The organism is Micrococcus sp. SL257, assembly GCF_026625585.1.
GTDB classification, from domain to species: domain Bacteria; phylum Actinomycetota; class Actinomycetes; order Actinomycetales; family Micrococcaceae; genus Micrococcus; species Micrococcus luteus.
Window position 1 is genome coordinate 1,311,506 of record NZ_CP113053.1, and the last position, 26,440, is coordinate 1,337,945.

General features: G+C 70.9%; 21 protein-coding genes, 1 tRNA gene, 6 pseudogenes and 1 other annotated feature. Of the genes and pseudogenes, 19 read left to right on the forward strand and 9 right to left on the reverse strand.

The window, feature by feature from the left end:
• Positions 1–6: 6 nt before the first annotated feature.
• The 3 genes and pseudogenes from OVA32_RS06135 to OVA32_RS11645 all read right to left on the reverse strand — a co-directional run.
• A complete protein-coding gene (locus OVA32_RS06135; RefSeq protein ID WP_036338133.1) occupies positions 7–723 on the reverse strand; it encodes a response regulator in 717 nt (238 codons plus the stop codon).
• A gap of 79 nt (positions 724–802) precedes the next feature.
• Positions 803–940, reverse strand: a pseudogene (locus OVA32_RS11640) (ATPase); the annotation flags it as partial.
• A gap of 952 nt (positions 941–1,892) precedes the next feature.
• Positions 1,893–2,609: pseudogene (locus OVA32_RS11645) on the reverse strand (hypothetical protein); the annotation flags it as partial.
• On the opposite strand from OVA32_RS11645, the gene OVA32_RS06145 reads away from it, so the two are divergent.
• The 8 genes from OVA32_RS06145 (at position 2,530) to OVA32_RS06180 (ending at position 10,692) form a co-directional block, all read left to right on the forward strand.
• Positions 2,530–3,945, forward strand: coding sequence for a cation:dicarboxylate symporter family transporter (locus OVA32_RS06145; protein WP_041102684.1), 1,416 nt, complete (start codon positions 2,530–2,532; stop codon positions 3,943–3,945). The pseudogene OVA32_RS11645 and the gene OVA32_RS06145 overlap by 80 nt on opposite strands.
• Before the next feature lie 241 nt (positions 3,946–4,186).
• Positions 4,187–5,047, forward strand: coding sequence for a ParA family protein (locus OVA32_RS06150; RefSeq protein ID WP_036315755.1), 861 nt, complete (start codon positions 4,187–4,189; stop codon positions 5,045–5,047).
• 222 nt (positions 5,048–5,269) lie between these two features.
• Entirely contained in the window at positions 5,270–6,226 is a 957-nt protein-coding gene (locus tag OVA32_RS06155) for a pseudouridine synthase (protein WP_041102683.1), read from the forward strand.
• Entirely contained in the window at positions 6,223–7,383 is a 1,161-nt protein-coding gene (locus tag OVA32_RS06160) for a prephenate dehydrogenase (protein ID WP_267713617.1), read from the forward strand. The genes OVA32_RS06155 and OVA32_RS06160 overlap by 4 nt, the downstream gene beginning before the upstream one ends.
• 1 nt (position 7,384) lies before the next feature.
• Positions 7,385–8,116: a (d)CMP kinase gene (gene cmk, locus OVA32_RS06165; protein ID WP_041102682.1), complete on the forward strand. Its 732-nt coding sequence runs from the start codon at positions 7,385–7,387 to the stop codon at positions 8,114–8,116.
• Positions 8,113–9,651 (forward strand): ribosome biogenesis GTPase Der, encoded by a 1,539-nt coding sequence (der, locus tag OVA32_RS06170; RefSeq protein ID WP_063189215.1) that lies wholly within the window; start codon positions 8,113–8,115, stop codon positions 9,649–9,651. Before cmk ends, der begins: the two co-directional genes overlap by 4 nt.
• A 105-nt stretch (positions 9,652–9,756) precedes the next feature.
• Positions 9,757–10,236, forward strand: a complete 480-nt coding sequence (locus OVA32_RS06175; RefSeq protein ID WP_044659889.1) for a hypothetical protein — start codon at positions 9,757–9,759, stop codon at positions 10,234–10,236.
• A gap of 379 nt (positions 10,237–10,615) precedes the next feature.
• Positions 10,616–10,692, forward strand: a tRNA-Pro gene (locus tag OVA32_RS06180).
• Between the two features lie 271 nt (positions 10,693–10,963).
• Here the strand turns inward: OVA32_RS06180 and OVA32_RS06185 are convergent.
• The 4 genes from OVA32_RS06185 to OVA32_RS06200 form a co-directional block, all read right to left on the reverse strand.
• A protein-coding gene (locus OVA32_RS06185) for an IS3 family transposase (RefSeq protein WP_267713640.1) occupies positions 10,964–12,228 on the reverse strand; the annotation gives its coding sequence in 2 pieces (ribosomal slippage) (positions 10,964–11,925 and positions 11,925–12,228; 1,266 coding nt in all).
• Positions 11,795–11,929 (reverse strand) — a sequence feature (AL1L pseudoknot). (Overlaps the previous gene by 135 nt.)
• Positions 12,229–12,287: 59 nt before the next feature.
• The gene (locus tag OVA32_RS06190) at positions 12,288–12,485 is read right to left on the reverse strand and encodes a hypothetical protein (RefSeq protein WP_010078466.1); all 198 of its coding nucleotides are present in this window, start codon (positions 12,483–12,485) and stop codon (positions 12,288–12,290) included.
• A 44-nt stretch (positions 12,486–12,529) separates the two neighbouring features.
• Complete coding sequence (locus OVA32_RS06195; RefSeq protein WP_036315702.1) at positions 12,530–12,862, reverse strand: DUF3024 domain-containing protein; 333 nt, start codon at positions 12,860–12,862, stop codon at positions 12,530–12,532.
• Positions 12,863–12,924: 62 nt separating this feature from the next.
• Complete coding sequence (locus tag OVA32_RS06200) at positions 12,925–14,208, reverse strand: IS256 family transposase (protein WP_036337267.1); 1,284 nt, start codon at positions 14,206–14,208, stop codon at positions 12,925–12,927.
• A gap of 137 nt (positions 14,209–14,345) precedes the next feature.
• Between OVA32_RS06200 and OVA32_RS06205 the strand changes: the two are divergent.
• Positions 14,346–14,786 (forward strand): annotated as a pseudogene (locus OVA32_RS06205) (ISL3 family transposase); the annotation flags it as partial.
• Here OVA32_RS06205 and OVA32_RS06210 read toward each other — a convergent pair.
• Positions 14,755–16,127 (reverse strand): annotated as a pseudogene (locus OVA32_RS06210) (IS1380 family transposase). The pseudogenes OVA32_RS06205 and OVA32_RS06210 sit on opposite strands and share 32 nt — an antisense overlap.
• A 172-nt stretch (positions 16,128–16,299) precedes the next feature.
• Here OVA32_RS06210 and OVA32_RS06215 point away from each other — a divergent pair.
• The 4 genes and pseudogenes from OVA32_RS06215 to OVA32_RS06230 all read left to right on the forward strand — a co-directional run.
• Positions 16,300–17,442, forward strand: coding sequence for a calcium/sodium antiporter (locus OVA32_RS06215; RefSeq protein ID WP_043282823.1), 1,143 nt, complete (start codon positions 16,300–16,302; stop codon positions 17,440–17,442).
• Positions 17,443–17,583: 141 nt separating this feature from the next.
• Positions 17,584–18,367: pseudogene (locus tag OVA32_RS06220) on the forward strand (IS30 family transposase); the annotation flags it as partial.
• A gap of 85 nt (positions 18,368–18,452) precedes the next feature.
• Positions 18,453–19,603 (forward strand): IS3 family transposase gene (locus tag OVA32_RS06225; protein ID WP_098471310.1). Its coding sequence is split into 2 segments (ribosomal slippage): positions 18,453–18,723 and positions 18,723–19,603, totalling 1,152 coding nucleotides; the frame shifts between segments, so codons are not numbered across the junction.
• A gap of 14 nt (positions 19,604–19,617) precedes the next feature.
• Positions 19,618–20,925: pseudogene (locus OVA32_RS06230) on the forward strand (AAA family ATPase); the annotation flags it as partial.
• Between the two features lie 174 nt (positions 20,926–21,099).
• On the opposite strand, the gene OVA32_RS06235 reads toward OVA32_RS06230, so the two are convergent.
• Positions 21,100–21,621: an adenine phosphoribosyltransferase gene (locus OVA32_RS06235; protein WP_063189749.1), complete on the reverse strand. Its 522-nt coding sequence runs from the start codon at positions 21,619–21,621 to the stop codon at positions 21,100–21,102.
• Positions 21,622–21,721: 100 nt separating this feature from the next.
• On the opposite strand from OVA32_RS06235, the gene OVA32_RS06240 reads away from it, so the two are divergent.
• The 6 genes from OVA32_RS06240 (at position 21,722) to OVA32_RS06265 (ending at position 26,295) form a co-directional block, all read left to right on the forward strand.
• On the forward strand, positions 21,722–23,257 hold the full coding sequence (locus OVA32_RS06240) for a peptide MFS transporter (protein WP_082836651.1): 1,536 nt from the start codon (positions 21,722–21,724) through the stop codon (positions 23,255–23,257).
• Positions 23,258–23,342: 85 nt separating this feature from the next.
• Positions 23,343–23,729, forward strand: coding sequence for a glycine cleavage system protein GcvH (gcvH, locus tag OVA32_RS06245; protein WP_002854607.1), 387 nt, complete (start codon positions 23,343–23,345; stop codon positions 23,727–23,729).
• Between the two features lie 101 nt (positions 23,730–23,830).
• Complete coding sequence (locus OVA32_RS06250; protein WP_002854606.1) at positions 23,831–24,256, forward strand: FHA domain-containing protein; 426 nt, start codon at positions 23,831–23,833, stop codon at positions 24,254–24,256.
• A 12-nt stretch (positions 24,257–24,268) separates the two neighbouring features.
• Positions 24,269–25,012 carry a MerR family transcriptional regulator gene (locus OVA32_RS06255; RefSeq protein WP_060974307.1) on the forward strand — a complete coding sequence of 248 codons (744 nt, stop codon included), beginning with the start codon at positions 24,269–24,271 and terminating at the stop codon, positions 25,010–25,012.
• Positions 25,005–25,520 (forward strand): bifunctional nuclease family protein, encoded by a 516-nt coding sequence (locus OVA32_RS06260; protein WP_073116584.1) that lies wholly within the window; start codon positions 25,005–25,007, stop codon positions 25,518–25,520. Before OVA32_RS06255 ends, OVA32_RS06260 begins: the two co-directional genes overlap by 8 nt.
• 211 nt (positions 25,521–25,731) lie before the next feature.
• A complete protein-coding gene (locus OVA32_RS06265) occupies positions 25,732–26,295 on the forward strand; it encodes a MerR family transcriptional regulator (protein ID WP_036384587.1) in 564 nt (187 codons plus the stop codon).
• Positions 26,296–26,440: the final 145 nt, after the last annotated feature.

Sequence of the window (26,440 nt, forward strand, 5' to 3'; positions counted from 1 at the left end):
CCCCGCTCACGTGCGGCCGGCCCAGCGGTACTCCTGCTCGGGCCGGCCACGGCCGCCGTGCCGGGCCGAGCGCCGCACCCGGCGGATCCGCTCGAGGTGCTCGAGGTAGCGCCGGGCCGTCACGCGGGAGATGCCCAGGCGCTCGCCCACCTCGGCCGCGCTCAGGGCGGTCTCCGGGTCCGCCCCCAGCAGCTCCACCACCTCGCGCAGGGTGCTCTCGGTCAGCCCCTTGGGCAGGGCCTCGGCGCGCCGCTCGCGGGAGACGCGGAAGACGGCGTCCACCTGCTCCTGGCCGTCGAGGGCGCCGTCGCCGGCCAGCATCGCCGAGGCGGCGCGGAACCCGCCCAGCCGATCCGCGAACTCGTCGAACCCGAACGGCTTCACGAGGTACTGCGTCACGCCGTACGCGACGGCCCGGCGCACCACCGGCAGGTCGGTGGCCGCGGTGAGCGCCAGCACCCCGCCGTGGAAGCCCGCCGCGCGCAGTTGGTGCAGGAAGTCCAGGCCGTGCCCGTCCGGCAGGTTCATGTCCAGCAGCACGACGTCGAACGGGAAGCGCCCGTCCGCGTGCAGGCCCGCCGCGGCGACCTGCCGCGCGGCCAACAGGGAGCCGGCCACCGCGGCCACCTCGAAGCCCGGCAGCCGGTCCAGGTGCGCCACGTAGGTCTCGGCCGTCAGCTGCTCGTCCTCGACGACGAGCACCCGGTATGGGCGGGCGGTCATATCTCCTCCTGGGGTCGGGGGTGCGGGGCACCTCGACGGTGAACACGGTGCCCGAGTCGGTCGCGACGTCCGCGACCCCGCCGGCCTCCTCCGCGATCCGCCGCGTCAGCCACAGCCCCATGCCGCGTCCGGCGGCGCCGACGGGCTTCGTCGACCAGCCCCGGTCGAAGAGTCGGCCGCGGTCCGCGTCGGAGGGTCCGGGGCCGCCGTCGGCCAGCTTGCACGAGCAGGCCCGCGGCGTCCGAGACCACCTCGACGTCGACCCACCGGTCTGCCGCGGACAGGTCGGGTGCGGCGGCCGCGTCGAGGGCGTTGTCCACGAGGTTGCCCAGCACGGTCAGCAGGTCGAGCGGGCGCAGCGGGGCGGGCGCGGTCAGCTCGGCGGACCAGGTCAGCGCCACGCCCCGCTCACGCGCCTGGGCGGCCTTCGCGTCGAGCAGGGCGGCGAGGACGTCGTCGGAGGCCTCCTCGTCCGCGGCGCGGCGGGACAGCACGGCCCGGGCGGCCTCCAGCCGGCCCGACTCCACGAGGGCGAGGGCGGTGTGCAGCTGGTTGGCGTGCTCATGCGTCTGCGCGCGCAGCGCCGTGGTCAGTGTGTGGGCCACGGTGAGCTCGTCGCCGAGCCGCTGCAGGTCGGTGCGGTCGTGCAGGACGAGCACGCGCGATCCCGCCGGGGCGGTGGTCACGCCCTCGCGGGCGGCCGCGGCGAGGGCCGTCGGCGGGACCGACCCGCCGGGGTCGGAACGGCCGGGCGACCGCACGACACGCTGCTGCACCACGAGGACCCGCCCGCCGGCGGCGAGGCTCGCCTCGCCGCCGACCGCGCCCGGCAGGGCCGCGGAGAGCTCGGTGGGCAGTCGAGGCTCGCCCGCGCCCTCCCAGCCGAGCAGGCGCGCGGCGGCGTCGTTGTGCAGGCGTGCCCGCCCGTCCGGGGCGAGGACCACGACGCCGGCCTCGAGCGAGTCCATGGCCGTCTCCGCCAGCAGGAACTGCTCGGCGATCTGCTCGGGGCCGCGTCCGAGCGTCACCCGGTTCAGATACCGGCCCACGAGCCAGGCGACGAGCAGGCCGACGGCGGCCACGGCGGCCGAGCCGAGCAGGATGCCGGGGATCTGGGCCTGGGCCATGATGGCGACATCGGAGATCTGCACGCCCGTCGTGACCACGCCCAGGACGGTGCCGTCCTCCGGGTCCACGACCGGTGCGAGCGCGCGCACCGAACGGCCCGCCGCACCGGTGCTCGAGAGCTCCACGACGGTGTCCCCGGCGACGACGGCGTCCACCGGCTTCGGGTAGCGGACACCGACCTGCTCGGGGCGCCAGCTCGCCAACCGCATCCCGTCCGGGTCCATCACGGTCAGCCACGAGACCTGTGCCTCGGCGATCCAGCCGTCGATCCCGGCCTGCAAGGCGGGGGCGTCGCCGGCCCGCAGGGCCGAGACGAGCGCGGGGTCGCGCGCCACGAGGGTGGTGACGCCCTGGACGTGGCGCTCCTCGACGCGCTGGGCCACCTCGCGGGCCTGGAGGTAGGCGCTCCACACGCTGAACAGGGCGATGGCCGCCACGAGCGCCACGTGGACCACGGCGATCCGCCGGGCGATCGACCACGGGTGGCGCATGCCTCTCCTCCCTCGGGCCGGCGACGCGCCGGTCCACCCCCACGATCCTGCAGTCCGTCGGCCGCCGTGACCACTATGACCGCAATCGTGACCGACACCACCCGGGGCCGCGAGAGTGGTCACATCCCTCCCGCGCCGCTGCGGACCGCTCGGCGGCGCCCCACCACCGCACAGAACGGAACGCCCGATGGCGCACACCCCACCGGCCGAGACCTCGGCCCCGCCGGCCCCGGCGACGAAGAAGGACCGCACCCACTGGCTGTACATCGCCGTGATCGCCTCGGTGGTGCTGGGCGCCGCCGTCGGCCTGTTCTTCCCCGAGTTCGGCAAGTCCCTCAAGCCGCTGGGCGACGGCTTCGTCTCCCTCATCAAGATGATGATCGGCCCGGTCATCTTCTGCACGATCGTCCTCGGCGTCGGCTCGATCGCCAAGGCCGCGACCGTCGGCCGCGTGGGCGGCATCGCCCTGGTCTACTTCATGGCGATGTCCACGTTCGCGCTGGCCATCGGCCTCGTCGTCGGCAACCTCATCCACCCCGGCGAGGGCCTCAAGCTGACGCCCTACGACCCGAACAAGCCCCAGGCCGCGGCGGACGGCACCGTCCAGTTCCTGCTGGACATCATCCCCGGCTCCCTGCCGGTGTTGCCCACCCTGTTCATCGCCCTGCTCGTGGGCTTCGCCCTGCAGCAGATGGGCCCGGCCGGCGCCCCGCTGCTGCGCGGTCTCACCCTGATCCAGGGCGTCGTGTTCCGCATCCTCATGATGGTGATGTGGGTCGCCCCGATCGGCGCCTTCGGTGCGATCGCCGCCGTCGTCGGCTCCACGGGCTGGTCCGCGATCGGCGCCATGGCGCTGCTCATGGGCGCCTTCTACCTGACCTGCATCGCCTTCATCGTGGTGGTGCTCGGCACCATCCTGAAGGTCGTGACCGGCCTGAGCATCCTGTCCCTCATGAAGTACCTGGGCCGGGAGTACCTGCTCATCTTCGCCACCAGCTCCTCCGAGGCCGCCCTGCCCCGTCTGATCGCCAAGATGGAGCATGCCGGCGTGGACAAGTCCGTCGTGGGCGTGACCGTGCCCACCGGCTACTCCTTCAACCTGGACGGCACCGCCATCTACCTGACCATGGCCGCGCTCTTCGTCTCCAACGCGATGGGCGCGGAGATGAACCTCGGCGAGCAGGTCGGCCTGCTGGTCTTCATGATCATCGCCTCGAAGGGCGCGGCCGGCGTCACCGGCGCGGGCATGGCCACGCTCGCCGCCGGCCTGCAGGCGCACCGACCCGAGCTGCTCGGAGGCATGGGAGTGATCGTGGGCATCGACAAGTTCATGTCCGAGGCCCGCGCCCTGACGAACTTCACCGGCAACGCCGTGGCCACGCTCCTCATCGGCCGCTGGGTGGGCGAGCTCGACGGCGAGCGCGCCCGGCGCGTCCTCAGCGGCGAGCTGAAGTTCGACGAGGCGACCGTGGCCGGCCACGACGGCGCCGCGCACGACCCGCAGCAGTCCCCGACGATCGCCGAGCAGGCCTACGAGGGTCACCCCGACTCCAGCCTGAACTTCGCCATGGCCGCCGACGGCGACCGGAACCCCGCCCGCTGACGGAGGCGGCGGGCCCGCGCGGCACGCCGCACCGTCGACCACCGGCGACGCCGGGGACGAGCCTGGACACCGGCCCGTCCCCGGCGCCGCCGTCGTCCCGGGAACGCCAGGCACTAGGGTGGGGGAAGATCCGGACACGCCGACGACGGCGGCCGCGGCGCGCCGCGGCCCGCGGCCGGGCGTGCAGACCACCGTGGAAGGAGCCGGCGCCGCCGTGACCTCGAGAGAACCGATCCCCGTGATGACCATCCACGGCGAGCCCGTGCTCGGGCCCACCGGCCGGCCCAAGCACGACTTCCCCGAGCCCGCACCCCTGACCTCGCACGGCCCGGCGCGGATCATCTCGATGGTGAACCAGAAGGGCGGCGTCGGGAAGACGACCTCCACCATCAACCTGGGCGCCGCGCTCGCGGGCTACGGCCGCAGGGTGCTCATGGTGGACTTCGACCCGCAGGGCGCCCTCTCGGCCGGCCTGGGCGCGAACCCGCACGAGCTCGACACCACGGTGTACAACGTGCTCATGGAACGGTCCGTGACCGCGAAGGACGCGATCCTGTCCACGGACTTCGAGAACATGGACCTGCTGCCGGCCAACATCGACCTGTCCGCGGCCGAGGTGCAGCTCGTCAACGAGGTGGCCCGCGAGCAGGTCCTCGAGCGCGCGCTGCGCCAGGTCCGCGACGACTACGACGTGGTCCTCATCGACTGCCAGCCCTCGCTGGGCCTGCTGACCGTCAACGCGCTGACCGCCTCGCACGGCGTGATCATCCCGCTGACCGCCGAGTTCTTCGCGCTGCGCGCGGTCGCCCTGCTCGTCGAGACGATCGAGAAGGTGCAGGACCGGCTCAACCCGGACCTGGAGATCGACGGCGTGCTGGCCACGATGTTCGACCAGCGAACCCTGCACTCCAAGGAGGTCGTGGGCTCGCTGGTGGCCGGCTTCGGGGACCGCGTGTTCGAGACCGTCATCAAGCGGTCCATCAAGTTCGCCGACGCCACGGTGGCGGCCACGCCCATCACCCTGTTCGCCGAGAACCACGACGGCGCCAAGGCCTACCGGCAGCTCGCCCGCGAGCTGATCTGCCGCGGCGGCGCGCCGTGACCGTCCGCTGAGCGCCGACGACGCCGGCCCGGTCCCGTCGCGGGACCGGGCCGGTTCTCTGCGCGCTCGCGGCCGGGGGAGCGGTGGCCGGGAGACGCGACGCCGTCGATCTGCGAGAATGGAGCCGGGCGTGTCCGTCTCCGGGCCGTCCCTCACCCCCTGACCCGTCCGCCGCCGGCCCGACCGGCGCCGTTGACGCGCACCCGAAAGGACGCCCTCCCCATGAACTCCCGCAAGCCGCGAGGCTCCGGACGCACCCCCGCCGTCGGTCGACGGGGCGGCCCGTTCCAGGAGCGCGATTTCCAGCGACAGATCGGTGCCCGCCGCGGCGCCGCCGCCCCCCGTGAGGAGGCCCCCTTCGACGAGGACGCCGTGCCGCGCACCCGCGGCCGCCGCGGCCGCGGCGCCGGCGCCGCCCGGGCCAAGGCCGCCCACCTCGACCGCATCCACGACGAGTCGGGCGAGCGCCTGCAGAAGGTGCTGGCCGCGGCGGGTGTGGCGTCCCGGCGCGTGAGCGAGGACCTCATCGCGGAGGGCCGTGTGGAGGTGGACGGCGTCGTCGTCACCGAGCCCGGCGTGCGCGTGGACCCGGCCCGGGCCGTGATCCGGGTGGACGGCATCTCCGTGCAGACGGACGTGACCAAGCAGTACTTCGTCTTCAACAAGCCCCGCGGCGTGATCTCCACGATGGTGGACCCGGAGGGCCGGCCCTCGATCGCCACCTACCTCAAGCCCGGGCAGGAGCACCTGTTCCACGTGGGCCGTCTGGACAACGAGACCGAGGGCCTGCTCATCCTCACCAACGACGGTGAGCTGGCCAACCGCCTCACCCACCCCAGCTACGAGGTCCCCAAGACCTACGTCGTGCAGACCCGCGGCCCGCTGGCCAAGGGCGTCTCCAACCGGCTGCGCGAGGGCGTGGAACTGGAGGACGGCGTGGCGCAGGTCGACTCGTTCAAGCTCGTCGACTCGACGCCGGGCCACGTGCTCGTCGAGGTCGTGCTGCACTCGGGCAAGAACCGCATCGTGCGTCGCATGTTCCAGGAGATCGGCCACCCGGTCGAGCGGCTCGTCCGCGTCAAGGTGGGCCCCATCCTGCTGGGCGACCAGAAGCAGGGCACCGTCCGCGCACTCAACGCGCAGGAGCTGGGCCACCTCAAGGCCCTGGTCGGCCTGTGAGCGCGCCCGCCGAGTCCGCCGCCAAGCTCGGTGACGGCCCGGCCGGGATCCCGCAGCCCGTGCTCGTCCGGGGGACCGGTCTGCTGGGCGCCTCGATCGGCATCGGGCTGAGCGCGGCCGGTGTGGACGTGCGCCTGCACGACCCCTCGCCCGCCGCCCTGGCCGTGGCCGCGGACATCCGCGCCGGACGCCCCGCCCGCCTGGACGCCGAGGGCGACGACCTCGACGTCGCCCCGGGCCTCGTCGTCGTGGCCGCGCCGCCGGACGTGACCGCCGACGTCGTGGTCGACTCGCTGCGCCGCTGGCCCGCGGCCGTGGTGGTGGACATCGCCTCGGTGAAGGAGGCGGTCGCCGCGGGCGTGCGCGCTGCCGTCGACGACGGCCGCCTGGCCCCGCAGGACGCCGACCGGTACCTCGGGACGCACCCGATGGCCGGCTCCGAGCGGTCCGGTCCCGTGGCGGCCCGCGGCACCCTGTTCACGCAGGCGCCGTGGGTGCTGTGCCCGACGGACACGACGCACCCGGGCGCCCTCGCGGCCGGTCGGGCGCTCGCGCTGACGCTGCAGGCCACCCCGTACCGGATGGCGGCCCGCGCCCACGACGAATCGGTCGCGCTGATCTCGCACCTGCCGCAGATCGCCGCCTCGCTCGTGGCCTCCCGCCTGCAGGACACCCCGGACCAGGCGCTCGCCCTGGCCGGCAACGGGCTGCGGGACACCACCCGGATCGCAGCGTCGGACCCGCAGCTGTGGGTGCAGATCCTCTCCGGCAACGCCGGGCGGATCGTGCCGGCGCTGCACGGGCTGCGGGCGGACCTGGACCGGCTGATCCGCACCCTGGAGGACCCCTCCGCCCCCGGGGCGCGGCTGGACATGGCGCAGCTGATCGCCGAGGGCAACGCCGGTCGGGCACGGGTGCCCGGCAAGCACGGGGCGCCGCCGCAGGCGTTCGCGGTGGTCACGGTGATCGTGGACGACGCCCCCGGGCAGATCGCGGCCCTCCTCGACGAGGTCGGCCGCACGGACGTGAACGTGGAGGACCTGCGGCTCGAGCACGCCTCGGGCCACCGGGTCGGCATGGTGGAGATCTCCGTGCTGCCCGGCCACAGGGACGAACTCGTGGCGGCGCTGACCGCCGCCGGATGGAAGGTGGTCTGAGATGACCGAGCACACCCGCGACGACGTCGCACCCGCGCCGCTCGTGGTGGCGGTGGACGGCCCCTCGGGCTCGGGCAAGTCGTCCGTGTCCAAGGCCGTGGCCCGGCGTCTCGGCGCCGCGTACCTGGACACCGGCGCCATGTACCGCGCCGTGGCGTGGCACTGCCTGAACGAGGGCGTCGACCTGGCCGATGCGGAGGCCGTGGCGGCGGCCGCCGTCGCCATGGACCTGGACCAGTCCACCGACCCGGACGTCGAGGCCGTGCGGGTCGGCGGCACGGACGTCACCGAGGCGATCCGCGGCCCCGAGGTCACGGACACGGTCTCCACCGTCGCCGTGGTGATCCCGGTGCGCGAGGAGCTGCACCGTCGCCAGCGGGCGGCGATCGCCGCCGCGGGCCGGATGGTCGCCGAGGGCCGCGACATCACCACGGTGGTGGCCCCGGACGCCCACGCGCGCGTGCTGCTCACGGCGTCCGAGGCCGTGCGCACCGCCCGCCGCTCGGGCCAGCTGGCCGCGGCGGGGGAGACCGGCGTCGACGCCGGCACGCTGCACCGTCAGGTGGCCGGGCGCGACGCCCGCGACGCCACCGTGTCCACGTTCGACCGCCCCGCCGACGGGGTGGCGCTCGTGGACTCCACCGAGCTCGACTTCGAGCAGACCGTGGCGGCCGTCCTGGCCGCCGTCGAGGACCAGGCCGGCATCCCGGCCGTGAAGGGAGGCCGACGATGACCGAGAACCCCCAGCACCGCTCCGGTGAGGACGAGTTCGTCCCCGCCGGCGACGATCAGGTGGCCGAGCGGCTCGCCGCCATGACCGAGGAGGAGGCCGAGGCGCGTGCCGCGTCGTTGCGCGCCGGCCTGGCCGACTATGAGCTCGAGGAGGACGACGCCGCCCTCCTCGACGCGTGGCAGCTCGGGCCGGACGAGGACGTCGACGCGCCCGTGCCGCCCGTGCTGGCCGTCGTGGGCCGGCCGAACGTCGGCAAGTCCACGCTCGTCAACCGCATCATCGGCCGTCGTGAGGCCGTCGTGGAGGACGTGCCCGGCGTGACGCGCGACCGCGTCTCCTACGACGCCGAGTGGAACGGCCGCGAGTTCACCGTGGTGGACACCGGCGGCTGGGAGCACGACGCCAAGGGCATCCACCGTCGCGTGGCCGAGCAGGCCGAGCTGGCCGTGGACGTGGCGGACGCCGTCGTGTTCGTGGTGGACGCCACCGTCGGCATGACGGCCACGGACGAGGCCGTGGTCTCGATGCTGCGCCGCAAGGACCGCCCCGTGATCGTGGCCGCCAACAAGGTGGACGACATGGTCCAGGAGGCCGACGCCGCCACCCTGTGGTCGCTCGGCTTCGGCTACCCGTACCCGGTGTCCGCGGTGCACGGCCGCGGCGTCGCGGACCTGTTGGACGCCGCGCTCGAGGCACTGCCGGAGGAGTCCGCCCACGGCGGTCTCGTGCCGCGCGGCGGCCCGCGCCGGATCGCCCTCGTGGGCCGGCCGAACGTGGGCAAGTCCTCGCTGCTGAACAAGCTGGCCGGCTCGGACCGCGTGGTGGTGGACGACCTGGCCGGCACCACGCGCGACCCCGTGGACGAGCTCGTGGAGCTCGGCGGACGGCTGTGGCGCTTCGTGGACACCGCCGGCATCCGTCGACGGCAGCACATGGCCCACGGCGCCGACTACTACGCCTCGCTGCGCACGGCCTCCGCCCTGGACCGCGCCGAGGTGGCCGTGGTGCTGCTCGAGGCGCCGCAGGTGATCTCGGAGCAGGACGTGCGCATCCTCCAGATGGTGCTGGACTCCGGTCGCGCCCTCGTGATCGCGTTCAACAAGTGGGACCAGGTGGATGAGGATCGGCGGCTCCAGCTGGCCAAGGAGATCGAGCGGGACCTGGCGCACGTCGCGTGGGCGCCGCGCGTGAACATCTCCGCGAAGACCGGCTGGCACAAGGACCGTCTCGTCCCCGCGCTGGACCTCGCCCTGGACTCATGGGACACCCGCATCCCCACGGGCAAGCTCAACGCGTTCCTCGGCGAGCTCGTGGCGGCCCACCCGCACCCGCTGCGCGGCGGCAAGCAGCCCCGCATCCTGTTCGCGACCCAGGTCTCGAGCCGGCCGCCCAAGTTCGTGCTGTTCACCACCGGGTTCCTGGACCCCGGCTACCGCCGGTTCATCGTGCGCCGCCTGCGCGAGACGTTCGGGTTCGAGGGCACGCCCCTCGAGATCGGCATGCGCGTGCGCGAGAAGCGCGGCCGCCGCCGCTGATCCGGCACCGCCCGCGACGACGTCCCTCGGCCACCCGCGCCGGGGGACGTCGTCGTCCCGGCAAGCTCCCACCGTTCGTCCACCTTCGCCTCGTAGCCTGAGGGCATGAGCCTCATCCGACGTCGCCCCGCCGCCCTGTCCCTGGCCACCCTGGCCGCGCTCGCGCTGGCCGCATCCGGCTGTGCGGTCGACGACGGCGAGACCCGGGCCGCGCTGCAGAGCGCGGAGGACCGGCTCGCCCAGGCCGAGGACCGGATCAGCGAGCTGGAGGCGGACGCCTCGGACCGCGTGGACCTGGGGCAGCTGCGCCAGGAGGCCGAGGGCGCCCTCGCAGAGGCGGACCAGCGCGCCGCCGAGGTCGTCGAGGACCTGACGCGATCCCTGCCCTCCGGTTCGGACATCGTCGACGTCGAGGCGCTCCGGGAGGACGGAAAGGTGGTCATCGAGTACGGCCAGTCTTTGCTCGATGCCGATCCCCAGGTCCTCGAGGACACGATGCGGGAGGCGGCGGAGCGGGCGCGCAACGCCATCCCGGACCTGAAGGATGTCGAATTCCGCGTGGGGGACCGGACCTTCACGTACTGATCCTGCGACGGGGATCCGTGAGCCCCCCCGACACGCCTCTTCGACCCGCCCGGAACGGCGGATCGGAGCGGCTCGACGTGTTACGCTTCACCCGTGCACGACTGCACCCTCAGTCATGAGAGGGTTCGTGCAGACCGCCAGGCCCACCGGTACGCCGGGGCCGCGGTCGCTGGGGGACTCTCGGTCGGGTGGCCCTCGGTCAAGGGATGAGGGGTTCACGTCTGTGAAGAGGACGTGGGCCCCTTGTTCACGTTTCGGGGGTGTCGCGCGGTTTGCCCCTGACAACGACGACCTGGCAGGCCCGCTTCCGATTCGCGCCCGGCGGTGCCGGTGGGGTATGCTCATCGGGTGCCGAAGCGCGGATGACCGCGATTCGCCACGGGCTATGGCGCAGCTTGGTAGCGCGCTTGACTGGGGGTCAAGAGGTCGTGGGTTCAAATCCCGCTAGCCCGACCACGTTCCCACGGGTCAGAGTCCGCATCTGACGAGGGAAAATGGAATGAGGCCCAGGTACTCCCTCGAGGGGAGCGCCTGGGCCTCTTTCCGTGCCTGACATATTCCTTAGCACAAACTGATCGAGACAGACCCTACGGTTCGGCGTTCGGCTCGACTTATATCCCCGGGAATTCAGAACTTCCTCAGTGGCCGAGCGGCTCGATCCAAAATCGATCTCGTCGGTGACCAGAGCGTTGGCCCTGAAGCCCCCTGGGTCTGATGGAGACTCGCGCTATTTGATTCCGACCAGCTGTTCGCGGCCGGCTTCGACAGCATAGAACGTGTCCTCGAACTCGGCGGGTGGGACGTCGCCGAGGTAGCCGTGGAGGCGTTGCGTGTTGTGCCAGGACACCCACCCGAGGGTCGCGAGCTCGAGGTCCTCGACCGTCCGCCAGGGACCTGGCCGTGCGGGTCCGCGGACGTGCTCGGCCTTGTAATAGCCGTTCACGGTCTCGGCCAGGGTGTTGTCATAGCTGTCCCCGACGGTCCCGATCGACGGTGTCGCTCCGATCTCGGCGAGGCGTTCGCCGTAGCGAATGGAGGTGAATTGAGACCCCGCGTCGCTGTGGCAGCGCAGGTCCTCGTGGCGAGCGCCGCGGGACCAGCGGGCCATCTCGATCGCGTCGAGGACCATCTCGGTGCGCATGTGTGACGCGCACCGCCACCCGACGATCATCCGGGAGAACGCGTCGACGATGAAGCAGACGTACGCGACGCCGGCCCACGTCGGCACGAACGCCAGGTCGGTGACCCAGAGCCGGTTCGGGGCAGGCGCGGTGAACTCCCGCTTCACGAGGTCCGGGTGCCGCGCCGCGGTCGGATCTGGCCGGGTCGTCTTCACCCGCTTCGACCGCCGCGCACCCTCGATGCCTGCAGCGCGCATCAGCCGGGCGGCCTGGTCTCGGCCGATCATGATCCCCGCCCGGCCGGCGGCTTTCCAGAGCTTGCGGATTCCATAGACGCGGTAGTTCGTCTCCCAGAGCTCGACCAGCTGCGGGATCAGCTCCTCGTCCCGCACCGCGCGAGCCGAGGGGGCGCGGGTCTTGGCGGCGTAGTAGCTGCTCGGAGCCACCTGCAGCAGCCTGCAGATGAGCTCGACTCCGAGCCGGCGACCGTCGACCAGGTCATCCTTGTTCGCGTCGATGAACGCGACTACTTCCGGTAGTGGCGGTCGAGCTCCGCCCCGAAGAAAGACGCAGCACGCTTGAGGACCTCGTTGGCCCGCCGCAACTCCCGGACCTCCTGCTCCAGCTCACGCACCCGCTGCGCCTCAGCGCTGCTCACGTCAGAGGTGACGCCGTCGTCAATGTCGGCTTGCTTGACCCACATCCGCACGGACTCGACCCCGTACCCGAGCTGCGTCGCGACCCGATTGACGGTCCCATGCTCGGTCCCCAGCTCGGCACGCAGCGTCCTCACCATCCGGACCGCCGCGGCCTTCTCCTCCGGCGAATACCGACGCGTCGTCGGCTTCCCCGCTGTCTGCTCTTTCGGCATAACTCCATCCTCGTTTCCAAGGTCAGGAGTCTCCAACAAACCCAGGGCGCTTCAATCGGTCAGGAAGGCAGCAGGAGCACCTTGATGTCGTAGTCGAGCTTGCAGAGATAGAAGATCAACTCGACGACGGGACGGTGACTATCCCAGCGGGGCTGTGAGGGGCCGATCTCGCAGAACCTTGCGGCAAACTCAACCTTCTCGCGCGCGGCCGGGATCGATGCGCGGAAGGCCGCTTCATCCCATTGCTCTTCGCTCATACTCCCGACCGTAGCGGTGAGTACCGACACGGCCATGGGAGCTCTCAGCCCCAGAAGATCGGATCCTGGTGGCTGCCGATGTAGTCGAGCAGACTCTGGACGTTCTTCGTCGGGCGCCTCTTCGTGTACTCGTGGAACTTCATGTGCCGGTCACGCCAGTAGATGCTCCACTGGCCGGTCTTGACGGTGTATCGCAGGCGCGCGACCGGGAACCGCGTCCAGTCGCCCTGCCCGTCCCACGGCGGCCGCGTCTCGATGATCGTGACGTGCCGGTCGGCGATCTCGGCTTCTACTCTCACCTGATCCCACAGGTGCTCGGGCACGCGTTCACGGCACCAGCGGCCGATGCGCAGCAGGTCGGTCTCGGGCATAGCCATGGTCAAGTCCTTTTGAGTGGTGTATCGAGGCTTTGTCGGGTTCCTCGTGGTCGGGTGGGTTGTCAGGCGGCGAGTGCCGCGTGGCCGGGGTCGTCGGTCATGGTGTCGCTGACCTGTAGGGCGGCTTGTTCAGCCGCGGCTTTCGCGGCTGCTTCGGCGAGCATCGTGTCGGTCGCGGTCAGCAATTCCAGGCTCATGTAGCGCCGTGATTCGGTCCATTCGTCGTGCTGCTCGGCCAGCACCGCGCCGAGGAGTCTAATCACCGCGACTCGGCTGGGGAAGATGCCGACGACGTCGGTGCGTCTCCGGATCTCCTTGTTGAGCCGTTCGTTCGGGTTGTTCGACCAGATCTTCTTCCACACCTCCTTCGGGAACTTCGTGAACGTGAGCACCTCATCGCGGGCGCCCTCGAGGTGCTCGGCAGCGGCCGGCAGATGGGTGGCCAGGCTGTCGATCATGTGCTCGTACTGGGCGATCACCGCCTCGACGTCGGGCTGGGTGTAGACGCTGTGCAGCAGCGCTTTCACCGCGGGCCACTGCGACTTCGGGCACACCGCCATCAGGTTGGCCGCGTAGTGGGTGCGGCAGCGCTGCCACTGCGCCGTCCCGAACACCGCCCCGGCCGCTTCGACCAGCCCGGCATGGGCATCGGAGGTGATCAGCTCCACCCCCGACAGGCCGCGGGCAGCCAGATCACGGAAGAACCCGAGCCACCCCTCCCTGGTCTCCGCGGTGCCCAGTTGCAGGCCGAGGATCTCGCGGTAGCCGTCGTTGTTGATGCCGGTGGCGACCATGGCGGCGACCTTGACGACCCGGCCGTGTTCACGCACTTTGAGCACGAGCGCGTCGGCGGCGACAAACCGATACGGCCCAGCATCGAGCGGCCGGGTGCGGAACGCTTCGACCTGCGCATCCAGGTCTTTACTCATCTCTGAGACCTGCGATTTCGACAGGCCCGTGATGCCGAGAGTCTGCACCAGTTTGTCCATCCGGCGGGTGGAGACGCCGAGCAGGTAGCAGGTGGCGACCACCGTGGTCAGCGCTGCCTCGGCGCGGCGGCGCCGCTCCAGGAGCCAGTCGGGAAAGTAGGTGCCTTCGCGCAGTTTCGGGATCGCGACGTCGATGGTGCCGGCGCGGGTGTCCAGGTCCCGGTGCCGGTAGCCGTTACGCCGGTTGGTGCGCTCATCCGAGCGGGCGCCGTAGGCGGCGCCGCACACGCTGTCAGCCTCGGCCGACAGCAGGGCATTGATGAAGGTGGTGAGCATCTGACGCATCAAGTCCGGCGAGGCCTGGGTGAGCAGATCGGACAGAAACGCCTGGGGGTCGATATCGTGGGGAGCGGTCATCGCGGGTGTCCCTTTCGAGTGGGATGTGAGAGTTTCCTCGAAAGCCTCCCGCGGTGACCGCTTCTACTTCGCGGTCGACACGCCAACCGGAGTCAACGTGCTGCGGGATTCGTACACCACTCTGCCGGACGCAACTGCGCCGCACCCTCCACACCGGGATGAGCCTGCTGACCGACCGCCAAAAAGAACACCTCAGCGTCCTCTTCGCCCACGAGAAGCACGCCGCGGTCGAAGCGGCCTGGGAGATCTACCAGGCCATGGTCGCCGCGTATCGAGAATTCGACCGCGCAAAGGCTAAGGCCAAGATGGAGAAGGTGATCGCGGCGCTGAGCAAGAAGGTCCCCGACACCCTCGAGGAACTGGGCAAGCTCGGCCGGACACTGACCAAACGCGCCGCCGACGTGCTGGCGTTCTTCGAGCGACTGGGCACCAGCAACGGTCCGACGGAGGCGATCAACGGCCGGCTCGAACACCTGCGCGGCTCCGCCCTCGGCTTCCGCAACCTCACCAACTACATCGCCCGCAGCCTCCTCGAATCAGGCGGCTTCAGACCCTTGCTACACCCTCAAATGCGATGAGCCTCGAATGCAGGATCTTGTGCCGACAGCGGCGCACGATGGTCGCGGGGATCTCGAACAACCGTGCGCGAAACCGTTTGGGCTCCCAGCGACGTGCATCATGGCCGGCCAGCGCGATGGCCTGCATCCAGGCGACGATGACGCCGGCGAGCTGGACGATCTGGCACCAGACCTGGTTCTGCGCGAATCCCTGCAGCGGGAACTTCATCAGGCCCATGTCCTTGGCGTTACGGATCCGGTCCTCGCAGCGCGCGCGGCGGCGGTGACGCAGCTCCAGCACTGGAAGCTGGCCGCGTGGGGCGTTGGTCGCGAACGCAGTGATCCGCATCCCTTTGTGATCGGTGATCCGTAGCTGCACTCCGGGGTGGGGGCGTTCCTTCCTTACGGTTACCCGCATTCCGGGGGCCACCCGGGCAGGTCCAGTAGTCCGGTCAGTTCCGCGACCCATGCCCCATCGCGGATCCCTTCGGTGTCGGTGTCGTAGGCAGGAGTCCACGCCTTCGCCTCATCAATACGTTCCAACAGGTCAGGAGTGTTCGCGGGGAGGGTGAACCCGACTGAGTAGGCCAGACGCTGCCGCTCCAGCCAGCCCGCGAAGTCCTTGGGGCCGCCGGCCCCGTCGGTGCGAATCAGGACCTTTTTCGATCCCCGCCCGCCCCGGCCCAGCAGGGCCGGTGGGAGCTGCGCAAGGGCCAGACGGGTGACGGCGATGTGATCGCTGGCGGTGTTCGAGCCCGCGTTGCCGGGGCGAAGGTGGATCGCGAGCGGTTCCCCGGTTCCTTCGCTGCCGTGGTCCAGGAACGCGTACAGAGGGTGGTAGCCGAAGCCGCGTTTGAACGTCGGGGCGGCTTGCTCCTTCTCACTGTGGACGTTGATCAGGGTGGCGTCGAGGTCGATGACCAGCGGGGTCTTCGCGCTCGTCCCCTCGGCCGGGGAATGCTCGCCGGCCAGGGCCCAGGCCTGCTCGCGCGCGGTCCTGCGAGCCCTGGCGATCGCGGTCATCACGGCGGGCGCGTCCTCAGCGAGGGTGGTGAGCGTGCGGGAGATCGTTGGGGCCGAGGCGACGTCACCGAACAGGCCCGGCTCGCACCGCAGCAGGTCGGTGTCACGGGCGACCTCCCCGCCCACCGCGAGAGTCATCGCGAGGTCCAGCAGGACCTTGGAGGCGTGATGCTCGGCCAGCGGTTTCGTCCATGAACCCAACGCTTCACGCAGCGAAGAGGCGAGGCCGGTGGCGTGGATCGTGTCGGTCAGCAGCACCGCGCCCGCATGCGAGGCCGCCGGGACCTCAGCGACGTCCACACGCGGGCGGGGGTAGAAGAACACGGTAGGGTGGGACACCTGAAAGGTGCTCCTTCCGGCCAGGGATTACGAGACTCGACACCCCGTATCATCCCAGGCCAGGAGCACCTTTCTCTATGACGCCCACCCGTCGAGACCACACCCCAGTGAAATCTCGAGGTCAGCGGGTGCTCGTGGCAGGGCCTGAACTGTGGTCCGTACACTCCTACTCATGGATGCGCTTGATATTGGACGGATCGTGGCCGGACTGGTGCTGCTGGTCTTGGGTGGGGAATTTTTGGTGCGTGGGGCGTCAGCACTGGCCGGACGTTTCGGGATTTCGTCATTGGTGATCGGTCTCACCGTAGTGTCAGCGGCGACGTCGGCACCCGAGTTCGCAGTGAGCGTCGGTGCTGTACTGCGTGATGAACCGGGGCTTGCCGTGGGCAATGCGGTTGGCAGCAACATCATTAATGTCCTGCTCATCCTGGGACTGTCCGCGCTGGTCGTTCCCCTCGCTGTAAAGCGGAGGCTGATCCGCTTTGACCTGCCCCTGATGGTCGTCTTGTCAGTTCTACTGCTCCTTGTGTCCCTGGATGGGAGGATCAGTGCGGTGGACGGGCTGATACTATTTTTCGGTGTGGTGGTCCACACCATAATGTCCGTGGTGATTAGTCGGCGGGACGCCAAGACCGCGGTGAATGCCCGGGAAGGGACAGGAGATTCGGCAACCGTCGATCCAGCCGACGAGGAAGGGGCTGCGCTAGGCGCCTCGGTCAGCAGGTCGCTCTTCTTTGTGCTGCTGGGGGTCGCGTTGCTGGTCGCCGGTGCCACGCTGCTCGTGGAAGGAGCAGTGAACATAGCCACCACGTTGGGCGTAAGCAGCCTCGTGGTCGGACTGACCGTTGTGGCTGTCGGGACATCGCTGCCCGAGCTGGCGACGTCCATCATTGCCGTGCGTCGCGGTGAACGCGACCTAGCGGTGGGCAACGTGGTCGGCAGCAATATCTTCAACATAGGGGTAGTGCTAGGACTAACCGCGCTCATCTCTCTTGAGGGCATTCCCGTATCCGGCGCCGCAGTGGCCTTCGATATCCCAGTAATGCTGGCGGCCGCAGTGGCACTACTGCCGATCGCGTTCACGGGCTTCGCGGTGGCGCGTTGGGAGGGCGGCTTGTTCGTGGTTTTGTACGCCGCCTACACCGGATACCTTGTGCTGGCTGCCACAGCGCACGATGCACTGGAGGGATTCACCGTAGCCATGGCGTGGTTCGTGCTGCCGTTAATCGCACTGACGCTCATTTCCTTTACAGCCTACGAAATCGGGCTCCGCAAGGGACGCCGAGACCTGGACCAGACCACGACTTCGACGTAGACCGTCGAGTGCATTCGGCTGCTGGCTTCATTCAGGTCGTCGGCTGAATGTAAATCGGCAAGAGATGACTGTCGGTTGGTGGTGTCATAGCGTCGTAGCAACACTCCCGGTCGGTGGGGGCTCGAGGCGAGGAGGCCTGGGATGGTGCGGCGGCGACTCACGTTCACGGAGCGGATGGAGATCTCGACGGGATCGAAGGCCGGGTGGGGAGTCCGGAAGATCGCGTCTCACCTGGGTAGATGCCCTTCGGTGGTCTCCAGAGAGCTTCGACCGAACTCGACGAAGACGCGCGGCTATCAAGCCGTGACCGCGGACGTGAAAGCGCAACGCCAGCGCTCTCGCCCACAGGTCCGGAAAGTGGCAAAGGACCCGGTACTCGAGGCCCGCGTCAACGCCGACCTCGCAGCGTCATGGATGCCGAACGAGATCGCGGGTCGCTTGCGTCTGGAGGCCGCAGACCCGACCGTTGAACGCATGGCGAACTCTCCCGACGCTCAGGGCCGCACCGTCAGCGGAGAAGCGATCTACCAGTACATCTACGCGATCCCCCGCGGAGAACTCGCCAAGCGTGGGATCTTCTTGCAGTCCAAACGGACCAAGCGCCGGCCCCGCACGCACGGCCGCTCCCGAGGCGGGCCGATCGTGGGGATGGTCCCGATCGCGGAGCGTGGCGAGGACGCGGCGAAGCGGCGGGTACCCGGGCACTGGGAGGGCGACCTGATCATCGGGAAGAACGGGTCCTCGTGCGCGGCGACGCTGGTGGAGCGGATGAGCGGGTTCACCGGCCCGCTCGCCCTGCCCTCGAAACACGCCGAGGGCCCCCGCGGACGCGGTGATCGAGTACTTCACCGAGCTGCCCCGGATGATGCAGACCTCGCTGGTAAGGGACCAGGGCAGCGAGATGGCGCACCACGCAAAGGTCTCCCCTGGGCTGACCCCGTTTCGTAGGTCCAGTCGTTATGAGAGTCGTCCTGTTGCCCGCGGTCGCGGGCAGGGAGACTGGTCAGATCATGACGAACAGCAGGAAGCGTCACACCCCCGAGCAGGTCGTCCGTAAGCTCGGGCAGGCCGACAGGATGCTCGCCGATGGTCAGGACGTCGCGGCGGTGTGCCGGGAGCTCGGGGTGTCCGAGCAGACGTACTACCGGTGGCGGAACCAGTACGGCGGCCTCAAGGCCGACGACGCAAAGCGCCTGAAGGAGCTGGAGAAGCAGAACGCGACCCTGAAGCGTCTGCTCGCGGAAGCGGAGCTGGAGAAGGCCGCGCTCAAGGAGCTGGCTGAGGGAAACTTCTAAGCCCGGACAGGCGCCGCGCCGCCGTCGATCACCTCAAGCGCAAGTTGCGGGTGAGCGAACGGATGGCGTGCCGTCTGGTCGGGCTGAGCCGCTCCGCGTACCGGCGACCGCTCAAGGGCGACACGGTCGCGGACCCGGATCGGGCGCTCAGGGAGTGGCTGCGCGCCTGGGCGAAGGACCATCCCCGCTACGGGTATCGGCGGGCGTATCACGACGCCCGCGCCGAGGGGTGGGTGGTGAACCACAAGAAGATCCAACGCCTGTGGCGTGACGAAGGGCTCCGGGTCCCGCAGCGGCGTCGACGCAAGCGCGTCGGGTCCTCGACCGTCGACGCGCCGACGGCGGACGCGCCGAACGTGGTGTGGGCGGTGGACTTCCAGTTCGACGCCGACGAGCACGGACGACCGATCAAGATCTGCTCGATCGTCGACGAACACACCCGGGAGTGCATCGGCGGGCTCGTGGAGCGCTCGATTACCGCCGACCGACTCACCGCCCACCTCGAGGACCTCGTCGCCGCCCGGGGCGCCCCGGCGGTGCTCAGGTCGGACAACGGGCCGGAGTTCATCAGCGAGGCGATGGCCGACTGGGCCGGCACCCGCACCGGCCTGTCCTACATCCCTCCGGGCTCGCCGTGGCGCAACGGGTACGTCGAGTCGTTCAACAGCCGGATCCGCGACGAGTGCCTCAACATCAACAGCTTTTACTCGCTGCTGCACGCACAGGTCATCATCGGCGACTGGAAGGACGAGTACAACCACCACCGCCGGCACTCCTCGCTCGGCTACCTAACCCCAGCCGAGTACGCTCGGCAGTGCACCCATCAAATGGAAACCGACGACTCACAGAACGTCCGGACCGAATGAAGGGGGCGGCTCAGAACCTGATGGCCGAGGCCGCCCGGCAGACCACCGGCTACAGGTTCGCCTCCACCGAAGACCGGGAAGCGATCGTCGGCCTCGTGGTCGACGCCGCCGAGTCCGTGTCGCTGCGGCTGACCCCGCCCGAGCTCGCTTCGAGCCCCGCGGCGTTCCGCCGCCCGGATGGCACATCAGTGTTCCGGCCGAAGCACTCGGCCGTGTTCTCCTCCGAGGTTCTGCTGGCGGCCGAAGACCGCCTCCTCGAGCGCGCCCGCACCACTACCGGCCCGACCGTGCCGTTGGCGACGGTAGAGCGGATCACGGCCCGGCCCGACCGGGAGGGCCGCACCCTCGGCCCGGACCAGGCGGACGCGTTGGCGAGGATCGCGCTGTCAGGCCGGATGATCGACGTGCTCGTAGGGCCGGCCGGGGCTGGGAAGACGACGGCGATGAACGCGCTGCGCCGAGCGTGGGAGCACGAGCACGGCCGAGGCTCTGTCGTCGGCCTCGCTCCGTCCGCGGTCGCGGCGCACGTCCTCGCCGACGACCTCGGGACTGCCGCCGAGAACACGGCGAAGTGGCTGGACACCCACGACCGCACCGGGGCCACGTTCCGCCGGGGGCAGCTCGTCGTCGTCGATGAGGCGTCGATGGCTGGCACCCTCGCCCTCGACCGCATCACCGCCCTCGCCACCGCGGCCGGGGCGAAGACGTTGGTCGTCGGGGACTACGCTCAGCTCCAGTTGCCGACCGCGGCCGGCGCCTACGCGATGCTCGTCCACGACCGGGATGACGCCCCCGAGCTCACCGCCGTGCACCGCCTCGCCCACGCCTGGGAGAAGACTGCCTCCCTCGGCCTGCGCCACGGCGACACCAGCGTCATCAACGCCTACGCGGACCACGGCCGCATCGCCGAAGGCGACAGCGAGGCGATGGTCGAAGTCGCCTACCGGGCGTGGCGCGCCGACACGCTGGCCGGGCGGGCGGCGGTGCTCGTGGCCGACTCCAACGAAGCCGTGCTCGCCCTCAACCGGCGAGCCCGCGCCGAGCTGATCCTTGACGGCATCGTGAACGCCCTCCGCGAAGTCGAACTGCACGACGGCACCCGCGCCGCCGCCGGGGACACCGTCATCACCCGACACAACGACCGGCGCCTGCGCTCCGGGCGTGGCTGGGTCAGCAACAGCAACAGGTGGACGGTCACCGACGTCCGCGACGACGACTCCCTCGCCCTCCGCCGTGCTGGCCGGAAGCGAGGTGGCTCCGTCGTGATCCCGGCCGACTACGCGGCCGAGCATCTGGAGCTCGGCTACGCCGTCACGTCGCATTTTCGGAGAAGTATGAACGGTCTGGACGCCTGGGGGTCAAGAGGTCGTGGGTTCAAATCCCGCTAGCCCGACCACGTCGACGAAGCCGGAGTTCAGCAGTTCGGGGCTCCGGCTTCGTCGTACCCGGCGCGGAGCAGCCTGGTCCGCCACTCTCCGTCGGTCGGGCGGGGCGGTTCAGGCCGCGAACAGCACGTGCGTGTCCGGCACGACGGCCCGGCCGCCGAGGGCCGTGAGCTCCAGCAGGCAGGCCGCGCCCACCACCTCCGCACTCCGCGCCTCGATGAGCCGCCGGCCGGCGGCGAGGGTGCCGCCCGTGGCGAGGACGTCGTCGAGCAGGAGCACCCGTGACCCGGCCCGCAGGTCCTCGGAGACCTCGATGCTCGCGGTCCCGTACTCCAGCGTGTAGTCCGCACGGGCCGCGGGAGCCGGGAGGCGCCCGGCCTTGCGCAGCGGCACGAGGCCGGTGCCGGTCAGGACGGCGGCCGCCCCGGCGAGCAGGAACCCGCGGGCCTCGAGGCCGGCCACGAGGTCGAAGCGTCCCTCGAACGGCGCCACCAGGGCCTCAACACACGCCCTCAGGGCGCGGGCGTCGGCGAGCAGGGGCGTGATGTCCTGGAAGGCCACGCCCGGGCTGGGATGGTCGGGGACCACACGGATGAGCGAGCGGGCACGGGCGATCTCGGAGGTGACGGACACGGCCTCCACTCTAGGACGGACGCCGCCCGGGCCGCGGATGTGATCGGCGTCATCGGGCGGGGAGTTTGCTCTGGCTCCCTCAGGGGAGGACAGTAGATCGGTGGAAAATCCCCAGAATCCTCTCGCGGGCCGCGTGCCCGACGTCGAGCCGTCCGCCCGCGTGGCGGCGTCGACGGCCACCCGTCCCGACGACGCCACCCCCGACTGGCGCGGCCGCCCGTTCCTCGGCCAGCCCGGCCCGCTGGCGAACCTGTTCTCCGTGGAGCTGTGGGAGCGCTTCTCCTTCTACGGCATGCAGGCGATGCTCGTGTACTACATGTCCTGGACCGCCGCGGAGGGCGGCCTCGGGATCGACCCGGCCGTGGCCACGGGCATCGTCGGCGCCTACGGCGGCATGGTGTACGTGTTCTGCATCCTCGGCGGCTGGGTCGCCGACCGCCTGCTCGGTTCCGAGCGCACCATGTTCGTCAGCGCCGTCGGGATCATGTTGGGCCACATCGCGCTGGCCCTCGTCCCGGGCGTCCCGGGCCTGACCCTGGGCCTCGTGCTCGTCGCCGTCGGTTCGGGCGGCCTCAAGGCCAACGCCACGAACCTCGTCGGCTCCCTGTACTCCCGCGAGGACCCCAAGCGCGATGCCGGCTTCTCCATCTTCTACATGGGCGTGAACATCGGCGCCCTCTTCGGCCCGCTGCTCACCGGCCTGGCACGCGACACGATGGGCTTCCACGTGGGCTTCGGCCTCGCCGCCGCCGGCATGGCCATCGGCCTGGCGCAGTACGCCCTGACCCGCAAGAACCTGCCCACGGACGTGCACCGGGTCCCGGATCCGCTGCCGCGGTCGCAGTACGGCCGCTGGGGCCTGATCGGCCTGGGGATGGTCGCCGTCGTCGTGGCCCTGTTCCTCACGGACGTCATCACCCTGGGCAACCTCTCCGACGCCGTCGTCGTGCTCGCCGCCGTCGCGGCCATCGCGATCTTCGCGGTCCTGCTGACCTCGACGAAGGTCTCGGAGGAGGAGCGCTCGCGCGTGAAGGCGTTCATCCCGCTGTTCATCGGCACGTCCGTGTTCTTCGCCCTCTTCCAGCAGCAGTTCACCGTGATCGCGCTGTACTCCGAGCACCGCCTCGACCGGAACCTGTTCGGCTGGCTCATGCCCATGGAGTGGGTCAACTCCATCAACCCGATCTTCATCATCGTGTTCGCCCCGGTGTTCGCCGCGCTGTGGACCAAGCTGGGCACCCGCCAGCCCGCCACCCCGGTGAAGTTCGGCATCGGCATCGTCCTGATCGGCATCGCCTTCCTGCTGTTCATCCCGGTGGCCGACGTCGCCGCCGTGCCGCTGCTGTGGCTGACGCTGATCCTCTTCGTCTGCACCATGGGCGAGCTGCTCGTCTCCCCGGTGGGCCTCTCCCTGGCCACCAAGGTCGCCCCGCGCAGCTTCCCGGTGATGATGGTGTCGCTGTACAACCTGTCCGTCGCCCTGGGCACGGCCCTGGCCGGCTCCCTGGCCGGCTCCTACTCGGAGCAGAACGAGGTGGGCTACTTCGGCACGATCGGTGCGGTCACCCTCGGCGTGGGCCTGATCGTGCTGGCCATCGCCAAGCCGGTGCGTCGCGGCATGCGCGGCGTGCTCTGAGCACGCCAGTGGCGCGAATCACGCGCCGCTCGGTAGTCTGCGAGACGACGTCATCCCTCCCGACCACACAAAGGACGCGCACTCCATGAGCTCCATCCCCGAAGGCCTGAAGTACTCCGCCGAGCACGAGTGGATCGCCGAGGCCGGTGCCGCCGGCACGGTCCGCGTGGGCATCACCGACTTCGCCCAGGATGCGCTGGGTGACGTCGTGTACGTGGACCTGCCGGAGGTCGGCACCGAGGTCACCGCGGGCACCGCGGTGGGCGAGGTCGAGTCCACGAAGTCCGTCTCGGACATCTACGCCCCGGTCTCCGGCACCGTGGCCGCCGTCAACGACGAGCTCGACGGCGAGCCCGGCCTGGTCAACTCCGCCCCCTACGAGGGCGGCTGGCTGTTCGAGATCACCCTCGCGGACGAGGCCCAGCTCGAGGGCCTCATGGACGCCGAGGGCTACGCCTCGCACACCAGCTGAGCCCCGTCCGCCGTCGCCCCGCCGCCGGCCGGCGGGGCGACGGCGTCCCCTTCGTCTCTCCCTCCGGCGCCGCGGCGCCGGCCCCCGCACAGGAGCACCCCATGAACCAGCCCGGACGTGAACCGGACCTGTCCACCTCCGCCATCAACCTCACCGAGCTGGCGCCGCTGGTCTCGGCGGACCTCACCCGTGAGGAGTCGGACGCGATCCGCGCCCTCCCGGCCGGTTCCGCGCTGCTGCTCGCCCACGAGGGCCCGGACCAGTCGGCCCGCTTCCTGCTGGACGAGGACGTGGTCTCCGTGGGGCGCCACCCGGACGCGGACATCTTCCTCGACGACGTCACCGTCTCCCGTCGTCACGCGGAGTTCCGGGCCGAGGACGGCGGCCACCGGCTCGTGGACCTGAACTCCCTCAACGGCACCTTCGTGAACCACGACCGCGTGGACGAGATCCTGCTGCGCTCCGGGATGCACGTGCAGATCGGCAAGTACCGGCTCACGTACTACGCCGGGCCGGCGCGGGGCTGAGCCGTCATCCCCGTGACCGATCCGCGCCCGCGACCCGACGCCGTCCCCGCCGCCCGCCCTGCGGGCCGGCTGGGCATCGGCGAGGTCGTGGCCGCCCTCGAAGCCGAATTCCCCGGCGTCACCGCGTCCAAGGTGCGCTTCCTGGAGGACCGCGGCCTCGTCCTGCCCGAGCGGACTCCCGCCGGCTACCGGCGCTTCCGGCCCGGGGACGTGGACCGGCTCCGGTTCGTCCTCGCCCTGCAGCGCGACCACTTCCTGCCGCTCAAGGTCATCGCCGACCACCTGGCCGCGCTGGACCGCGGCGAACGCCCCACCGGCCTGCCCGGAACCGCGGCGGTCCCGGCGTCCTCGGACGCGGAGCGGCTCGGCCGCGAGGTCGCCGGGGGTCGCCGGTCGTGGACCCGCGCCGAGCTCGCCGCCGAATCCGGTGCGGGCGAGGAGCTGCTGGCCGAGCTGGATCAGTACTCGCTCCTGCCCGTCGATCCCGACGGCGGCTACCCGAGCCACGCGATGGACGTGGCCCGGGCCGCCGTCGTGCTCGCGGGCCACGGCCTGGAGCCCCGGCACCTCCGCCCGCTGCGGGCCGCGGCCGACCGCGAACTGGGCCTGGTGGAGCGCGCCGTCGCCCCGCTGCAGGCCCGCCGCGACGCCGGCACCCGCCCCCGCGTGGCCCGCTCGGCACGCGAGATCGCGCAGGCCAGCCTGCGGCTGCATGCGGCCCTCGTGGCCGTGGGACTGGAGCAGTGGGATGACTGAGCCGCGCCCCGTGCCCGCCGACGACGCCGGCGACGTGCCGCTCTCCGTGCTCGGCGTGCGTGTCGAGCTGCCCGAACAGCACCACGTGATCCTGCTGGTGGATCCGCCCGGCCGCACGATGGTCCCGCTGTGGGTGGGCGCGCCCGAGGCCGCCGCCGCCGCGCTCGCGCTCGAGGGCGTCCGCGCGCCCCGGCCCCTCACCCATGAGCTGCTCCTGGCCGCCGTCGACGCCCTGGGCGCCGAGGTCGTGCGGGTGCGCCTCACCGAGGTCCGGGACGAGGTCGTGCACGCCGAGCTCGTGCTCTCCACGGGCGCCCGGGTCGACGCCCGCGCGTCGGACGCCGTCGTGGTCGCCCTGCGCGCCGACGCCCCCGTGCTCGGCAGCCCTGCCGTGCTCGCGGACGCCGGCATGCCGGCGCGGACGGGGGAGGAGGACGCCGGCCAGGAGCGCGCCGTCGAGGACTTCCGCGACTTCCTGGACACGGTGCGCCCCGAGGACTTCGCCTGAGCGGAGCCGGCGCGACACGGCGCGGCCTCGCCGCCGGCTTCGTTGACCGCCCCCGGACCCGCGCGTACCTTCAAGGGGAAGAGGGCCCCGCCACCCGGGTCGCCTCCGTCGTCCTCCCCACGGTCACCGGGGAGCGCCGCCACGGTCACCGGCGGCACATGACGGTCGCGTCCCCTTCCCGCACCGGGGGCCCCGCACCAGGAGGTTCCCCGTGACACCCACTGCAGGTCCTGGCCGGCCCCCCGCGCTCGGCACCCAGGGCACGCTCTTCGACGAGGGCGCGACCCGGGGCGACGACGTCGGCTTCCGCGGTCCCACCGCGTGCAAGGCCGCCGGCATCACCTATCGCCAGCTCGACTACTGGGCCCGCACGGATCTCGTGGTCCCCACGGTCCGCAGCGCCTCCGGCTCCGGCTCCCAGCGGCTCTACTCGTTCCGCGACATCCTCGTCCTCAAGGTGGTCAAGCGCCTCCTGGACACCGGCGTCTCGCTCCAGCAGATCCGCACCGCCGTGGGCCACCTGCGCGAGCGGGGTGTCGAGGACCTGGCGCAGATCACCCTGATGAGCGACGGCGCCTCGGTGTACGAGTGCACCTCGGCGGACGAGGTCGTGGACCTCGTCCAGGGCGGCCAGGGCGTCTTCGGGATCGCCGTCGGCCGCGTGTGGCGCGAGGTCGAGGGCAGCCTCGCCGAGCTGCCCCGCGAGAGCGTGGTCGGCGCCCCCGAGCCGGGGGACGAGCTGGCCGGGCGGCGTCGGGCCCGCCGCTCCGCCTGACCCTCCTCCGCGGGGCGCCCGCGGCCGACGCCGGCCCCGGCACGAGGCCGGGCCGGCGTCGGCGCCCCACAGCGCCGAACCAGTCATCTTTCGTCTCGCAGCGGTGACTGTGCGCGACATGAGGCGGAACTCCGGCGCGGTGTGA

Coding starts and splice junctions, on each gene's coding strand:
- OVA32_RS06200 (WP_036337267.1), bottom strand. CDS start 14,208: ATGACCGCTCCCCACGATATCGACCCCCAGGCGTTTCTGTCCGATCTG.
- cmk (WP_041102682.1), top strand. CDS start 7,385: ATGACCGAGCACACCCGCGACGACGTCGCACCCGCGCCGCTCGTGGTG.
- OVA32_RS06150 (WP_036315755.1), top strand. CDS start 4,187: ATGACCATCCACGGCGAGCCCGTGCTCGGGCCCACCGGCCGGCCCAAG.
- gcvH (WP_002854607.1), top strand. CDS start 23,343: ATGAGCTCCATCCCCGAAGGCCTGAAGTACTCCGCCGAGCACGAGTGG.
- OVA32_RS06135 (WP_036338133.1), bottom strand. CDS start 723: ATGACCGCCCGCCCATACCGGGTGCTCGTCGTCGAGGACGAGCAGCTG.
- OVA32_RS06190 (WP_010078466.1), bottom strand. CDS start 12,485: ATGAGCGAAGAGCAATGGGATGAAGCGGCCTTCCGCGCATCGATCCCG.
- OVA32_RS06260 (WP_073116584.1), top strand. CDS start 25,005: ATGACTGAGCCGCGCCCCGTGCCCGCCGACGACGCCGGCGACGTGCCG.
- OVA32_RS06215 (WP_043282823.1), top strand. CDS start 16,300: ATGGATGCGCTTGATATTGGACGGATCGTGGCCGGACTGGTGCTGCTG.
- OVA32_RS06145 (WP_041102684.1), top strand. CDS start 2,530: ATGGCGCACACCCCACCGGCCGAGACCTCGGCCCCGCCGGCCCCGGCG.
- OVA32_RS06175 (WP_044659889.1), top strand. CDS start 9,757: ATGAGCCTCATCCGACGTCGCCCCGCCGCCCTGTCCCTGGCCACCCTG.
- der (WP_063189215.1), top strand. CDS start 8,113: ATGACCGAGAACCCCCAGCACCGCTCCGGTGAGGACGAGTTCGTCCCC.
- OVA32_RS06250 (WP_002854606.1), top strand. CDS start 23,831: ATGAACCAGCCCGGACGTGAACCGGACCTGTCCACCTCCGCCATCAAC.
- OVA32_RS06195 (WP_036315702.1), bottom strand. CDS start 12,862: ATGGCTATGCCCGAGACCGACCTGCTGCGCATCGGCCGCTGGTGCCGT.
- OVA32_RS06155 (WP_041102683.1), top strand. CDS start 5,270: ATGAACTCCCGCAAGCCGCGAGGCTCCGGACGCACCCCCGCCGTCGGT.